We start from the raw sequence: 14,665 nt of genomic DNA on the forward strand, positions 1-14,665 counted from the left end.
TGAAACACCCCGACGCCCCGCCCACGGCAGGCTCACTTCACTCAATACTGATCCCCCTGAAAACGGCCAACGGTTCGATCCATCCACGACACCCAGAACGCCATGAATTCTTCACTGGCCCCATCCAGGCTCTGAGCGCATAAAAAACGGCACTCGGGACGCTCATCGACGGAGGCCAGCAACTGTATTTCCTTACTGCCCGGCGCGGATCCCAAGTAAAGGTATTCGGGCGAGCCCGAGATTCTAGCGGTTTCATGGGCCAACTCCAGATGATTGGCCAATGAAACCGTCCATAGCTGCTTGATGCTCCTGAAGCGATAAGCCGCGTTGGAACGCAACTGCTGGGGGTGCTCGGCAAAGTAGCGTCGTAACGTGCTAGTCCGCATAGGGTGCGGCACGTGCCCCACGGCCAGATAACGAAATCCAACACCGGCTAGGCGTGCGGCCTCAGATTGCAGCGTGCGCAGACTGGGCCGCCCAAGCCCCAGAAAACGCTTCAGCCGCTTGTCAGGGGGCTCCGCGGCCAGGGGGCGGAAGTCACCGCGAAGGACGACCTTGCCGTCATCAAAAAAGTCCGACGGCGCCACCGGCTTGACGAGAAAACAGTCGTCGTTGAAATAGATGAAACGATCCGCCAGCCCCGGCACCCGCCAAAGCATCGTCTCAATCGACAAACTGTTGAACGTGGGAAGCAGATCCTCGTAACCGGCAAAAATCGCCGTGTGATCCACGACACTCACCCGATCCGCCAGATCGGCCGGCAGATTATTCAGAAAAGCCGGGGTCTGTTCATCGGTGACGATAAAAATGTGCCGCAACCAGGGGGCAAAACGCAGCAGGGAAGACACGCAGTATTCCAGTTCCCCGCTATCAGCGTAGCGCGTCCGGGCTGCGGCCTTGGGCTTCCAGCGGGCGCGCCAACCCAGACACTGCTCCAGTTTCTGTCGGTGGGCCGGGTCATCACCGTCCACCCAGGTGATCACGGCATCGATCGGCGCATCGGTTGTTCGTGCAGACATGCGGCGGAATCGGGCCTCATCGTTTCATGTGTTGCCAATAAAGGAAACGCCCCGCTCACCGACGACACCCGTGTGCCTCGCGAAAACAGGCGGCGGTATTATACAAGGAAATGCTGACGTCTATGCGGTGCCATTGTTTCATCCTTGTAATCGATGGGCAGACCGACAACGCTCCAGGATCCCCGGAAGCATTCACGGAGGCTATGATAGCCTGCCAATGCGCCAGACCAAAGCCCAAAGGCGGTCGAGCCGATGCAACCTCCCGATTCCAACCGTCTTTCATGCCACTCCATAATCAATAACAATTATCATTATTAGAAATACGTCAAACTTTCGCCGCTTCAACCGTGTTATGTTGCGCCCCGACCCATTCCGGCATGCAACCACCTGCAACAGGAGCCAGGGCTGCCGGTTCGCATAAAAATAAGAGACCGCCGTCGGCATGAGCATTACCGAGAAAAACGGCTTCCAGCAGTGGCGAAGAAACCTCAACAGTCGCATCCGCGCCCGCCGGATCGATGCCCGCAACCAGACCCTCTATGGTCCGCACGCCCCCCAGTTTGCCGAGCGCCTGTGGGTGCCGACCGCCGAACTCCAGTACGCGGTCAAGGCCGGCAGCTCCAAAGACTCCGCCAGAGTGATCGATCAGTGGCCTGCCAACCGCGTTATCCGGGTCATCGACATCGACACCATACGGGCCTGCCTGCAGCACTGGCGCGACGGCGTCAGTTGGGAGGACACCGGCATTATCGAGCGCATGATGCGCCACATCCGCGAGCACGGAAAAGTCGACCGTCTCCGCACACTGGCCCAGGTCGATGCGCGCTATGACGAGTTGGACCGACTGTTCGAGTCGGTCATCCGGGCCGGCCAGTTGTCCCCTCGACAGGATCTGATCGCCGGCAACGTTCGCGAAGAAGGCGGCCCCCTGGTCCACATCGGCCCGGACGGCGCCCCCTATTTCGGCCGCAAGGGGCATCATCGGCTGGCCATCGCCCTGGCTGGCAACCTGGATTACCTGCCCGCGCAACTGGGCGTGGTGCATGTCGATGGATTGTCCGGACTGATGCGGTTGCGGTCATGCGAGCCAGGAATCGATCAACGCCAACCGGCTTAAATTCAATTGCAACTTATATGGATCATCCTGTCCAAGAGTGCACTTCCAGGCGCCTGGTTGTGTTTTACACCGGTGACGCGTCCGCCCCACTCCACTTTCGGGACGGAGACCGACCGTTGCCTTCAGACCATTGAGGCCCAGATCAGCCATGACTGCCGCAGTATCCGTCATCGTCACGACCAAGGATCGCCCCCACTTTCTCCGGCATGCCCTGGAATCCATCGATTCCCAGAGCCGAAAAGCCACCGAAATCATCGTGGTCGACGACGGCAGTCGCATGCCTGCCGAATCAGCGGTCGACATGGCCACGGCCACGATCCCGATCCGTTTTGTCCGAAACGACGTCAGCAAGGGAGTCTCGGCGGCCCGCAACCAGGGCGCGGAGGCCGCCATCGCTGAGTGGGTGCTGTTTCTGGACGACGATGACTGGCTGGGAACGGCCTTCCTGGAGAACATGACGCAGGCGCTGGATTCCGCCGCCGGGATGCCCGCGTTTCTCTGGAGTAACCGGGTCGATGTCTACAGCGACAGGCAGGCATCGAAGAACCTGGGCCCCGCCTCGCTCGACCACTCGAACAGCAACGATCAGGCGCTTGAGCAGCTGATGCAGGTGTCCTGCAGTGGCATGCTGTTCAACGCCGAACGCTTTGTCCGCTGCGGAGGCTTCAACGAATCGCTGTGCGTTTCCGAGGACCGCGACCTGGTTTTCCGTCTGCTGCAGCAGGGGGTCAGTGCCCGGAACGTACCTGATGCCGACCTGTTCTTCCGGATACACGATGGCCCCCGGCTGTCCAATTCGGACAAGAAAGCCGTACAGGCCCGGGACGACCTGAGCGTCATCGATACCCACCGCGCTTTCCTGAAGAACCACCCGGCCATCGCCGACAAGTTCCTGGGGCGCGTTGCCAAACGCCTGTGGTCTTCCGGCTACTGCGCCGAGGCGCTGCGGGTTTCCCGAATGCATTGGCGACTTCAACCCTGGTCCTCGCGTACCATCAAGCGCAACGTACTCTGGCATGTTGCCGCCCTGTTCCGTTCCGGCAGGAAGCTTCAAATAAGGACCGCCGTCGCCCAATGAATCTGACGCAGAAAATCAAGATCCAGTACAAGCACCTGGCAAAACGTCGCTACCACCGTGAGATCCGCTGTTCCTACCGCAACCGCAAGTTCGAGGAATACGACACCATTTTTGTGCATATTCCCAAGGCGGCGGGAACGGCCATCCATGAGTCCCTGTTTGGTCGCGTATCGGGTCTGGGCCACGCCTCCGCCGAAAAATACATGAAGATATACGGGCTCGCCGCGTACAACGCCAAGTTCAAGTTCACCTTCGTGCGCAATCCCTACGACCGCTTTGTCTCCGCCTACCAGTACCTGGCCGCCGGCGGCAACAATTCCTATGACCGCTCGTTCAGCGAACGGAAGATGGCCGGCTTCAACGATTTCGAGGACTTCGTCATCAACGGCTTCGACAAGGATCCGGAGATCCGCAAATTCTTCCATTTCCGCAAGCAGGTGGATTTCATCACGGTGGGCGGCCAACTCTGCGTCGACTTTGTCGGCCGTTACGAGAACCTGGAGAAGGACTTCAAGTACATCGCCAGTTTTATCGGCGAGGGCAAGGACCTGCGCGAGAGCAACCGTACCGCCAATCGCCAGCCCTACCAATCGTTCTACGACAACGAGCAGGTTCGCCGGATCGTCCACGACTACTACCGCGACGATTTCGAGACGCTGGACTACCCCGAGTCCATCTGAACCGCGCGCCCAGCAGCATCACCGCTCCCGACCAGGCCCTGAAATGAGTCACAGCCCGTATCCGATCTATCTCGTCTCCCTGCCGAAAGACAGCACTCGCCGGGACGCCCTGAAACGGCGCTTTCCCGAATTCGCAGCCCGCATAACCCATGTCGAAGCGGTCGACGGCCGGGAACTGACGGCCAAGGATTTCTTCGGCCACATCCTGCCGGCGTGTATGAACGGCCACCGTTTGATGCTGCCGGGCGAGGTTGGCTGCAGCCTGAGCCATATCAAGGCGCTCCGGCAGTTCCTGGACAGCGAAGCGCCGGCGGCTCTGATTCTGGAGGATGACGTGATCGGCGACGACGAGGCTGTGGCGAGGATCATGTCGCTGATTCCCGCACTGCCCGAATCAGCCCTGCTGATCTGCGGCGGACAGGAAGGCATGCCGGCCCGCAAGTTCCTGTTCGGCAAGCCGACCGGGCGCGAAGGGCTGTTCCGGCTGGCCGACTTTTCCAACCGGCACGTGTTCCGCACCTGCTGCTACGTCGTCACCCGCCGGAGTGCCGCCGACATACTGGCCGGGCACGACAAGGCGCTGCAACTGGCGGATGCCTGGGGCCGTTTTTTCCAGTCGTCGCCGGTATCGATCTACTTCGCCAACCTCCTGCAGCATCCGGAGGAACTGGACAGCAGCCACCTGCAGCAGGAACGTGCGCTGTTCGGGCACAACTCGGACGCTTTCCGGAAGACCCTTTGGGATCGCCTGACACGGCGCATCCAGCGCATCCATAGAAAGCTCGGAGCGCTGATGTGCCTGATGGCCGGGTACCGGCGGGTCCTGCCGCGGCGGCGCTAGCGCCCCGTCGCGGCCTGGGCCTGCATGACCTTGCGGCCATGGGTGTGGCTGAAGATAAACGACGCCGGCACGCCCAGCAGGACGGAGATCATCATCAAACCGGGGTCGTCGTCGAAGAAAAGGCCGTAGAACAACGCGCAGATCATGAAGAAGGTGATCGAGCTGACGGCAAACGCGAAAATATCGCCGGCCATGACCCCGGCGCGCCAGGCCCGGTAACCGCCCCGCACGGCCCATGCGAACAGGGCGAGAATGATCAGCAGGCCACCGAGACCGTACTGCAGCGTGGTCTCCAGGTAGGAATTGTGGAGCTGCCGGTAATGCCCCAGCACCGCTTCATCCTCCCCCGCTTCCGAAAGGACCATGCGCCCGGCGCGGTAGCCCCAGCCCACCAGGGGTCGTTCGGCGATGCGCTCCAGGCCGATATTCAGGAACTGGGCGCGCAGCCCCCAGCTGGAATCCGGCATGGCCTCGAAGTTCCCCGCTTCCATCTTGTCGAAGACCACCATCTCGCTGGCGACCCGGTTCATGGTCTTGTCGAGGACGCCGGTGCTCGTGGCCACGAGCGTTGGCACCAGTACCACGCCGGCAAACAGGCCGACGATGACCGCCTTGGTGCCCCGGCTCGCCCGCCCCAGGGTGATCAGCAGGATAAAGCCCAACACCAGCACTACGGACAAGGCCAGGAACACGCCCCGCGTCTGCGTGGTGACGATGCACAGCAGACAGTAGGCCACCACCAGGCCCCACAGGACAAAGCGTCCCCAGCGGAACCGGGGGCGCAGGAAAATCCGCGGCGCAAACGCCAGCAGGCCGAGCAAGGCCAGGGAATAGTACATGGCCGCCCGGATCGGGTTCACGCCGAAACCCACCCGGATGGCCGACTCCAGCCCCCGGGTAAAGTCCGTCAAACCGCCGCCCAGAATCCACGGCATCGCAATGACCAGGCCACCCAGCACTCCCAGATACGTCATCGCCCAACGATCACGCCCGGCAAGCACCACCGCGATAAAAATGAAGCCGAACTTGTCGAGGTAATCCTCCAGGGATGGCCCGCTGCGCGCGATATCCGGAAAATCCTTGAGCAGGAACAGCCAGGTCACCGTCAACTGCACGATAGCCGCCAGCATGGCCCAGGCCGGAAGGGAGCGCCGCAGCGATCCCGCGTAACCGAAGAAGACGATGAGGCCGAACAGGTAGAAGGCGATGTCGATGGCCTTGACCTTGCCGAACGGCAGAAGCATCTGGGCAACGAACAGAACCGACAGGACGAGCAGCAATCCATTGATTGCCGGCGGACACCGGGGTGTCAGGGGGTTGTTGAACAGGCTGGGCCAACGGGATGTCATGTCGTTCAAATTCGCTTCCTCTCCATACAATAACGTCTTCCCCGTGACCAACCCGGTGGCCTTCAGTCAAACCGTCGATCGGCAATATTGCGCTTGGCCCGCTTGGCGCGGAACAGTTCACGCCAGCCGTTCACTTGCGCCCAGAACGCCGCCTGATCCCAAACGTTTTCGTCGGTCGGAGCCCGGGCATCCATATAGGCGTTCAGCAGCACTTCCACGGCCCGCTCGTCCGGCAGCCGCGACGCAATGTTCGCCAGGTTGGATATTTCCACGCCGATGGGCAAGCCGCCGCGGAAAACCCTGATATCGTCTTCATCCACCATAGCAACCCGGTCGCGTTCGTCGACCAGGAAATTGGTCAGATTGCCGTCGGGCTGCTCGACACCACGCTGGTGGAGATCGGCGACGGTCCGCCCCAGCACGCCAATCAGATGCTGCAGCACCTCGGGCGATTCCGCCTCGCGCAACACCTGACGCATGGGACGGTAACCGTCCAGGAACTCGGTGGCAAAACCAAAGCAGCGCTTCCCGGGCACCCAACCCGAATAGGCAACTGGCGGGACAGGTGCTCCCACCTTGCGCAGCCGGCGCCCGCGGCGCTCTGCCCGCAGCCAGTGCACCAGGCCAAACAGCGGGCGCCGGTAACATTTGATCGCAGCGAGGGCCTCATCAATCCGGGCGAGATAGGTTATCCGGGTACGACGGGTGTTGGAATGGATCTCGGTCAACAGCTCGATCAACGCCATCAGTTCCTCATCCCTGGAACGCAGCCGCTCACGACGCCGGGGCACCGTTGCGGTATCCGTCCACCAGCGCCGACCAGAGCGCATCACGGCGGGCGTCGCTGAAACGTCCACAGCGCTTGTCGACCGAACGCCGCAGGCGGTCCAGATTGCCCTGCCGCCAGTCGCCGCCGCCTGCCGTTTTGCGCAGGCGGCAACGGTCGAAATCGATCAGGGTCACCGAATCGCCGCGGATCAGGATGTTGTCGCAGTTCAGGTCGACATGATCGACGCCGTGATCGTGGAAGCGGCGAATGGTCTGGCCGACGGCGGTCCACAGCTCGGTTGAGTCCAGAGCATCGGCATCGGGCATGGGAACCGCGTCGACGATGCGTTCAATCAGGATCGATGCCTGATACCAGAGGTGATTGCGCCGGCGATAGGTCGCCGCCACGGGTTTGGGAACCGGCAGCCCATCTTCCGACAGGGTCTTGAGCAACTCGAACTCGGCGAATGAACGCACCCGCTGTTCACCGGTAAACAGGTAGCTGGAATCGGATACCGCCGCCACCATGCCGCCCCGGCGATAGAAACGCAGGACCAGCGGGCCTACCGGCGACTCAACAAACCAGGCGCTGCCTCGCCCGCCGCTGCCAACAGGCACGGCCCGGTCGGACCAGAATGCGGGATCAAACCATTGTGCAGTGACGTCGTCACCAAAATCGGGGTGGATTCTCACGGCGCTCTGGTCGGCACTCTGGTCGGCACTCTGGTCTGTGTCAATTGAGCTTGTGGCATTCGGGGATTTGGACTCAGCCATGGATGGCTTAAAACCTGCCTGCTGTGACAAAGGCGTGCAGCGTCGGAGGAGACCAACGACGGATTGGACGCGTTACGATAGAATAATGCTCGTGTTCCTTAACACAAGTTTATCAATGAAATGCGGATGAGCTCCACTGGCCGTCCGCGGGTTTAGTTTACGGAACGTTTCATGAAGTCCATTTGCATTCTGCGCCTTTCCGCGATTGGCGACATTACCCACGTCGTCCCGGTGGTCCTGAGCCTCCAGGAGCAGCTCCCCGGGGTAAAGATCACCTGGGTGATCGGCAAGATCGAAGCCAAGCTGATCGGTGATCTGCCCGGCGTGGAATTCATCGTCTTCGACAAGAAAGCCGGTCTCGATGGCTACCGAGAGCTGCGTCGGAAGATGCAGGGGCGCCGCTTCGACGCGCTCCTGCACATGCAGGTGGCGTTCCGCGCCAACCTGGCAGCGGCGCTGATTCCGGCGAGGGTTCGGGTCGGCTACGATCGCGCGCGCAGCAAAGACCTCCACAGCCTGTTCATAAACCGGCGCATCGCCGCCACACCGCGCCAGCACGTGCGCGACTGCCTGGCCAGCTTCCTCGAACCCCTGGGCCTGGAGGCCGCTCCGGCCCGCTGGAGCATCCCGCTGACCGACGCCGATCACGACTTCGCCCGCCAGCACCTGGCGCCGGATCGCCCCAACGTCGTTATCAGTCCCTGCGCCAGCCATAAGCTGCGCAACTGGCCGGCGGAGCGCTACGCCCTGCTCGCCGATCACGCGGTCCGCCAGCACGGCGCGCAGGTGATTCTCGTCGGCAGCCCGGCGCCGTTCGAGCAGGCATACTGCGCCAGCATCGAGCAAGCGATGAAAGAGTCCGCCCTCAACCTCTGCGGCCAGGACACCCTGAAACAACTGGCTGCCCTGCTCGGCGCGGCAGATCTGGTGGTGGCACCGGATACCGGCCCCACCCACATCGCCAACGCCATGGGCACCGATGTGCTGGGCCTGTATGCGGCCAGCAACCCGGATCGCTCCGGCCCGTATAATTCGCTGGAATGGTGCGTGAACCGCTATCCCGAAGCGCTGGACGTGTTCGGCAGCAAGGACGTGAAGACCGCCCGCTGGGGCGCCAAGGCCGAGTACCCGGGCGCGATGGAGCTGATCAGCGTGGAAGAGGCCTGCGCGGCACTGGACCGCTGGTTCGCCCACTCACGCCGCCAACAGCCGGCCCCGGAAGAAACCGCCTGACACAAAAAAGGCTGGCCCCCGAAGGGCCAGCCTTTTTGCCACACGATGCCGTATCAAACATCGCAACACACGGCGCAAGCGCTTACGTCCTGGCGGTGTAGTCCTGATAGGACTTCTCTTCGACGAAGCGCGACCCCAGGGCCAGATTGACCTCTTTCTTGATCGCGGCACGCTTGTCGTTGGTGACATAGACGGCGCGGGCCAGCTCGATGAAACGCGGACCGAAATCCTGGGCCGCTTCCTGGTCGCGGATGTCGTCCTCGATTTCCCACAGCTGTTCGTTGACGGCCTTGAGCTGCTGGCGCAGGTCGGCGACCTTGGACACATCGTCCACCGCCTCATTCCAGGTCTCGCTGAGCTCGTTGAGCTCCAGACGCACGTTGCGCACCTTGTCTTCGTCTTGAATGCGCTCGGATTTGATCTCGAGGATGGTGATCTTGTCGAGTACCTCGCCGAAGGAGACAGGTACTTTGATAACGTCGGCCATAATGTGATCCCGGCTTTGGTATGGATAACAGGTTGGATCGGGTGCCCGGCGACGGCCGGGCCGGTTTCAGTCCTTGACTGCGGTCAGCCAGCTGGCGTTTTCCGGGCGCTTGCCCTTGACCGCATCGAAATACATCGACTGCAGTTTCTCGGTCAGCGGGCCACGCTTGCCGGCACCGATGGTACGGCCATCCAGCTCGCGGATGGGCAGGACTTCGGCGGCAGTACCGGTGAAGAAGGCCTCGTCGGCGATGTAAACCTCGTCCCGGGTGATACGGCGCTCACGCACCGGTACGTCGAGTTCCTGACAGAAATCGAGGATCGTCTGACGAGTGATCCCTTCCAGGCAGGAGGTCAGTTCCGGTGTGTGCAGCACGCCGTCGCGCAGGATGAAAATGTTCTCACCGGAGCCTTCCGCCACATAGCCCTCGTTGTCGAGCAGCAGCGCTTCCTCACAGCCACTGGCCACAGCTTCATTCAACGCCAGCATGGAGTTGATGTAGTTGCCGTTGGCCTTCGCCTTGCACATGGTGATGTTCACATGGTGACGGGTGTAGGACGAGGTGCGCACCTTGATACCCAGCTCGCGGGCTTCCGGCGCCATATAGGACGGCCAACTCCAGGCGGCGACCATCAGGTGCACCTTGAGGTTGTCAGCGCGCAGTCCCATGCCCTCGGACCCCAGAAACACCATGGGACGGATGTAGGCTTCGTCCAGGCCGTTTTCCCGCACTGCCTGACGCTGGGCCTCATTCACCTGTTCTTTGGTGAACGGCAGCTTCATGTTGAGGATGTGAGCGGAGCGAAACAGACGGTCGGTATGCTCCTGCAAACGGAAAATCGCCGGTCCCTGGTCGGTGCTGTAGGCTCGCACGCCTTCGAAACAGCCCAGGCCATAGTGCAGGGTGTGGGTCAGCACATGCACCTTGGACTCGCGCCAGGGTACCATTTCACCATCCAGCCAGATCAGGCCGTCACGATCCGCCATCGACATCGTTTTGCTCCTAGAAACAGAGAAAGGCCGACTACCCGGGCCTTGGGACACCTTGGAAAAGCCGGCATTCTAGCAGGAATTGCGGCACGGTCGAAGTCCGCGAAGCACCGCTTCAGGCGTCAGGCGCAGCCATGACGCGGTTCCACACCGTCTCGATATAGGCCCGCTCGTCCGGGAACGCGTCCGCCTCCACCCGGCTGTTCAACGTCTGCAGCGCGCGCCGGTGAATCGTCGAGCGCAGCGTGATGAACACCTCCCGCAGCTGTTCGGCTTCCTCCGGCGGCAGCACGCCCGCCTCGCCCAGCGCTTCCATCTGGCGGATGTTGTCGGACCAGCGGGTCAGCTCCGGATGATCCGCGCAATAGGCCAGCATCAGGTACTGCACCATGAACTCCATGTCGACGATGCCGCCCCGGTCCTGCTTGATGTGGAACACCGCCGGTGACCCGTTGGCGTCGGGCGTGCCCAGGTTAGCGCGCATCTTCTCGCGCATGTCCACTACCGACTGCCGCAGCGCCTCGCGGTCCCGCGCCTGGCAGAGCAGGTCATGGCGCAGGCGCTCGAACGCCGCCAGGGCCGGACGGCTGCCGGCCACACCGCGGGCCCGCACCAGCGCCTGATGCTCCCAGGTCCAGGCATCCTCGCGCTGGTATTTCTCGAACGCCGCCAGACTGCTCACCAGCAGGCCGGAGTTGCCGGACGGCCGCAGCCGCATGTCCACCTCGTAGAGCTGACCCGACGGCGTCTGGGTGCTGAGAATGTGGACAATGCGCTGCCCCAGCCGGGTGAAGAACACCGCGTTGTCGATGGGCTTGTCGCCGTTGGTGGCGCCGTTGGGGTCGGCGGTGTGGATGAACACCAGATCCAGGTCAGAGGTGTAGCCCAGCTCGATGCCCCCGAGCTTGCCATAACCGATAATGGCGAAATCCGAGTCACAGGCGCTGCCGTCCTCTTCGCGCGGATAGCCGTGACGGCTGACCAGGTTGGAGAAAGCCACCTCCACCACATGGTCCAGCACCACCTCGGCAATCCAGGTGAGGTAATCGCTGACCTTCATCAACGGCAGGGTGCCGCGCAGCTCGGAAGCGGCGACCCGCAGGATGTGCGCTTTCTTGAAATGGCGCAGCACCTCCATCTGCTCTTCCAGATCCTCCAGCGGGATGCGCAGCAGTTGCTGGCGCAGGTCATCTTCCAGTTCCTGCTTGGTGGGCGGGTGATAGAGACTCGCCGCATTGAGCAGTTCGTCCAGCAGCAGCGGCGTTTCCGCCAACTGGGAAGCGATCCACGGACTTTCGCTACATAGCCGTACCAGCTCGCGCAGGGCCGCCGGATTTTCCAGCAACAGCAACAGGTAGGCGGTGCGGCGCAGCACGGCTTCCACCAGTTGCAACACGCGCTCCAGGGTCTGGGACGGTGCCTCCACCTGGCTCAGCGCTTCCAGCAGCACGGGCATAAACCGGTTGAGCCGGCGTCGACCTTCGGTCTGCATCATCTGGGCAGAGCGACTCCGGCGCAGGGTCGCGAGCAGCTCCAGGGACGCCTCCGCCCGCTCAAAGCCGGCACGGGCCAGGCGTTTCTGCGCCACCTCGGGCTCCAGCTCCGCCAGCCATATTTCCTGCCAGCGGGCGCTGGCTTCCTGCTCCTCGGCTTCGTCGTCTTCCGATGCAATGATGTCAGCGAAATGATGGGCCACCCGCTCCCGGTGACTATCCAGCGCTTGTTTGCAGCCCGCCCAGTCGTCGAACCCCATCACCAGCGCCACACGGGCCTGGGCCTCGGCGGTGTCCGGCAACTCCTGGGTCTGCTGGTCGGCCATGCCCTGCAGGGCGTGCTCGAGATTGCGCAGGAACACGTAGGCCTCGGACAGCTCGCCAGCCACGGCCTGGGGCAGCAGCTCCAGTTGTACCAGCTCCGGCAGGATGGTCAGCAGTTCGCGCTGCTGCAGCTCGCGGTCGCGGCCACCGCGGATCAGCTGGAACGCCTGGACGATGAACTCCACCTCGCGGATGCCACCGCTGCCCAGCTTGATGTTGTTCTCCATGCCCTTGCGGCGCACTTCGCGGTTGATCATGGACTTCATGCTGCGCAGGGACTCGAACGCGCTGAAATCGATGTACTTGCGGTAGACGAACGGGCGCAGCGCATCCATCAACACGGTTCCGGCCCGCTGATCGCCGGCCACCACCCGCGCCTTGACCATGGCGTAGCGTTCCCACTCCCGCCCCTGATCCTGGTAGTAGGCTTCCAGGGCGCCGAAGCTGAGTGCCAGGGCGCCGCTCTGGCCGTAGGGGCGCAGGCGCATGTCGACGCGGAACACGAAGCCATCCGCGGTCATCTGGTCGAGGGCCTGGATCAGGCGCTGGCCCAGGCGGGTAAAAAACTGCTGGTTGTCGATGGGGCGACGACCGCCACGGGTCTCGCCGTTGCTGGGAAAGCCGAAGATCAGGTCGATGTCGGATGACACGTTCAGCTCACGCCCCCCAAGCTTGCCCATGCCCAGCACCACCAGGTGCTGGGGCACTTCCCCGCCGTCGAAGGGGTCAGCACCATAGGGGGTGCCCCACTGCTGACAGGCATCGGCGTGGAGCCAGTCCAGGGCGGCATCGATGGCCACGTCGGCCAGGGCGCTGGCGGCCGTCATGGTTTCGTGCAGGTCGCCCAGGCGCACGAAATCGCGGAACAGGATGCGAAACATGCTTTCCCGGCGGAACAGTCGCAACGCCCGGTGCAGCGAGTTCTCGTCGCTGACCTCGGCGGCGTGGGCGGCCCAGCGGGCCTCCAGCAGCTCACGGGTCACGGGCTTGTCCAGGGCGCACTGCGCCAGCCAGCTGCGCAGTCGGTCACCATCCAGTTGCACCCGCTCTCGCAGGAAAGGGCTGCACACCAGCGCCTGGCGCCAGGCCGAGGGCGAGATACCCGGGGTGCCATCACTGATGCCGCTGTCGGCCAACAGCCGGTCGACGTCGTCCGCATCCCGCGCCAGGGTGTCGGGGATGGGCAATCCTTCGCGCTGAACGTTTGTCATTACCATACTTCCAAATCGCCAGATCTTGTCTTTGTCAGGAAATTCGTGGACTTATCCTTGGGGGTGTCCGGGATAGCGTTTAGACTGAACAGGCCCGACCAACGAACCGGATCCTCCCACAATGCTCAATAAAGACAGACGAGCCATTACCGCTGAGCACCATTTCACCCATCTTCCCATGTCGGGCGTGATCCGCCAACGGCTCAAGCGGCTGGTCTCCCTGCTCCTCGCGCTGGTAGTAATCCATATCCTGTCGATGATGCTTGCCGAGGGCCTGCCCCTGATCGACGCGGTCTGGCTGTCCTTCACCACCCTGGCGACGGTGGGCTACGGCGACATCTCACCGGCCACACCCGCCGGCCGCCTGATTACCATCGCCGTGATGTACATCATGGCCATCACGGTGCTGACACTGATCGTCAGCGACTACATCGAATACCGGTTCTATCGCCGCGAACGCATCCTGACCGGCCGCTGGAGGTACAAAATGAAGAACCACATCGTCATCATCAACACCCCGATGCACGGCGGGCACCAGTACTTCATGCGGCTGTCGAGCCAGATTCGAGCGGTGCCCGGCTACGAGAGCATTCCGATCCAGATCCTCACCCAGAAATTTCCCGAAGGCCTGCCGCCGGAGCTGCGCGACGCGGGGCTGGTGCACTACCACGGCTCCGGCAACGATCCCCAGGCCCTGCGGGCGGTCAATGTGATCGACGCGCGCTATATCATCGTGCTGGCACCGGACGAGGCGGACCCGGATTCAGACAGCGTGACGTTCAACATCGCCCACCGGCTCAGCGACCTGCAATTGGGGCACCGGGTCACTCTGGAATGCGTACGCGACGAGGACCGCTCCCGTTACACCGAGCTGGGGATTCGCACCGTGATCCGGCCGGTGCGCACTTATCCGGAAATCATGGTGCGGGCGGTCATCTCGCCGGGATCGGAAAAGGTGCTGGAGGATCTGTTCAACTATCAGCACGACCACCCGCACCGTTACGAGCTGGATCTCGACGACCTGACCTGGGCGGACATCGTCAGCGCCCTGATCCGCCACGGCATCGGCACCGCACTGGCCTACATCGATAACGAGGACCAGACCGTGTGCCACCCGGAACCGGAAGAGGAAGTGGAAGGGCGAGGTCTGATCGTGCTGGTGAAATCCAGCCATACGCCGCCGGTGGAAGAGCTGATCGACGCCCTGGGCCGGTACCGCAGCTTCCTGGAACGCTGGCACAAGCTGCAGTCCGACCCCGAAAGCGCCGATACGTCGAAGGTGGAATAAAGCGCGCCGCCGG

The 14,665-nt window shown here is 62.5% G+C and carries 13 protein-coding genes; 6 read left to right on the forward strand and 7 right to left on the reverse strand.

All coding sequences use genetic code 11. The features are described 5' to 3' along the window. Nucleotides 1–41: 41 nt before the first annotated feature. Nucleotides 42–1,019 carry a stealth family protein gene (locus DKK67_RS19790; RefSeq protein ID WP_111498261.1) on the reverse strand — a complete coding sequence of 326 codons (978 nt, stop codon included), beginning with the start codon at nucleotides 1,017–1,019 and terminating at the stop codon, nucleotides 42–44. A gap of 442 nt (nucleotides 1,020–1,461) precedes the next feature. Between DKK67_RS19790 and DKK67_RS19795 the strand changes: the two genes are divergently transcribed. From DKK67_RS19795 to DKK67_RS19810, 4 genes are all read left to right on the forward strand, one after another. Beyond that, entirely contained in the window at nucleotides 1,462–2,136 is a 675-nt protein-coding gene (locus DKK67_RS19795; RefSeq protein WP_111498262.1) for a hypothetical protein, read from the forward strand. Nucleotides 2,137–2,284: 148 nt separating this feature from the next. Beyond that, complete coding sequence (locus DKK67_RS19800; RefSeq protein ID WP_111498263.1) at nucleotides 2,285–3,214, forward strand: glycosyltransferase family 2 protein; 930 nt, start codon at nucleotides 2,285–2,287, stop codon at nucleotides 3,212–3,214. Next, nucleotides 3,211–3,894 (forward strand): sulfotransferase family 2 domain-containing protein, encoded by a 684-nt coding sequence (locus DKK67_RS19805; RefSeq protein ID WP_111498264.1) that lies wholly within the window; start codon nucleotides 3,211–3,213, stop codon nucleotides 3,892–3,894. Before DKK67_RS19800 ends, DKK67_RS19805 begins: the two co-directional genes overlap by 4 nt. Nucleotides 3,895–3,937: 43 nt before the next feature. Further along, the gene (locus DKK67_RS19810) at nucleotides 3,938–4,735 is read left to right on the forward strand and encodes a glycosyltransferase family 25 protein (protein ID WP_111498265.1); all 798 of its coding nucleotides are present in this window, start codon (nucleotides 3,938–3,940) and stop codon (nucleotides 4,733–4,735) included. Here DKK67_RS19810 and DKK67_RS19815 read toward each other — a convergent pair. From DKK67_RS19815 to DKK67_RS19825, 3 genes are all read right to left on the reverse strand, one after another. Further along, a complete protein-coding gene (locus DKK67_RS19815) occupies nucleotides 4,732–6,084 on the reverse strand; it encodes an O-antigen ligase family protein (protein WP_228160723.1) in 1,353 nt (450 codons plus the stop codon). The two genes, DKK67_RS19810 and DKK67_RS19815, sit on opposite strands and share 4 nt — an antisense overlap. A gap of 62 nt (nucleotides 6,085–6,146) precedes the next feature. Beyond that, entirely contained in the window at nucleotides 6,147–6,830 is a 684-nt protein-coding gene (locus DKK67_RS19820) for a BUD32 family EKC/KEOPS complex subunit (protein ID WP_162628890.1), read from the reverse strand. A gap of 28 nt (nucleotides 6,831–6,858) precedes the next feature. Continuing rightward, the gene (locus DKK67_RS19825; RefSeq protein ID WP_111498268.1) at nucleotides 6,859–7,626 is read right to left on the reverse strand and encodes a 3-deoxy-D-manno-octulosonic acid kinase; all 768 of its coding nucleotides are present in this window, start codon (nucleotides 7,624–7,626) and stop codon (nucleotides 6,859–6,861) included. Between the two features lie 171 nt (nucleotides 7,627–7,797). On the opposite strand from DKK67_RS19825, the gene DKK67_RS19830 reads away from it, so the two are divergent. Beyond that, nucleotides 7,798–8,859, forward strand: a complete 1,062-nt coding sequence (locus tag DKK67_RS19830) for a glycosyltransferase family 9 protein (RefSeq protein WP_111498269.1) — start codon at nucleotides 7,798–7,800, stop codon at nucleotides 8,857–8,859. An 82-nt stretch (nucleotides 8,860–8,941) separates the two neighbouring features. On the opposite strand, the gene DKK67_RS19835 is transcribed toward DKK67_RS19830, so the two are convergent. The 3 genes from DKK67_RS19835 to glnE form a co-directional block, all read right to left on the reverse strand. After that, a complete protein-coding gene (locus tag DKK67_RS19835; RefSeq protein ID WP_111498270.1) occupies nucleotides 8,942–9,346 on the reverse strand; it encodes a DUF6165 family protein in 405 nt (134 codons plus the stop codon). Nucleotides 9,347–9,412: 66 nt separating this feature from the next. Next, a complete protein-coding gene (locus DKK67_RS19840; RefSeq protein WP_111498271.1) occupies nucleotides 9,413–10,339 on the reverse strand; it encodes a branched-chain amino acid transaminase in 927 nt (308 codons plus the stop codon). 112 nt (nucleotides 10,340–10,451) lie between these two features. Beyond that, complete coding sequence (gene glnE / locus DKK67_RS19845; protein WP_111498272.1) at nucleotides 10,452–13,364, reverse strand: bifunctional [glutamate--ammonia ligase]-adenylyl-L-tyrosine phosphorylase/[glutamate--ammonia-ligase] adenylyltransferase; 2,913 nt, start codon at nucleotides 13,362–13,364, stop codon at nucleotides 10,452–10,454. Nucleotides 13,365–13,485: 121 nt separating this feature from the next. Here glnE and DKK67_RS19850 point away from each other — a divergent pair, with 121 nt between their 5' ends. Continuing rightward, entirely contained in the window at nucleotides 13,486–14,652 is a 1,167-nt protein-coding gene (locus DKK67_RS19850; RefSeq protein ID WP_111498273.1) for an ion channel, read from the forward strand. Nucleotides 14,653–14,665 lie beyond the last annotated feature (13 nt).

It is taken from the genome of Marinobacter bohaiensis (genome assembly GCF_003258515.1).
GTDB lineage: Bacteria > Pseudomonadota > Gammaproteobacteria > Pseudomonadales > Oleiphilaceae > Marinobacter_A > Marinobacter_A bohaiensis.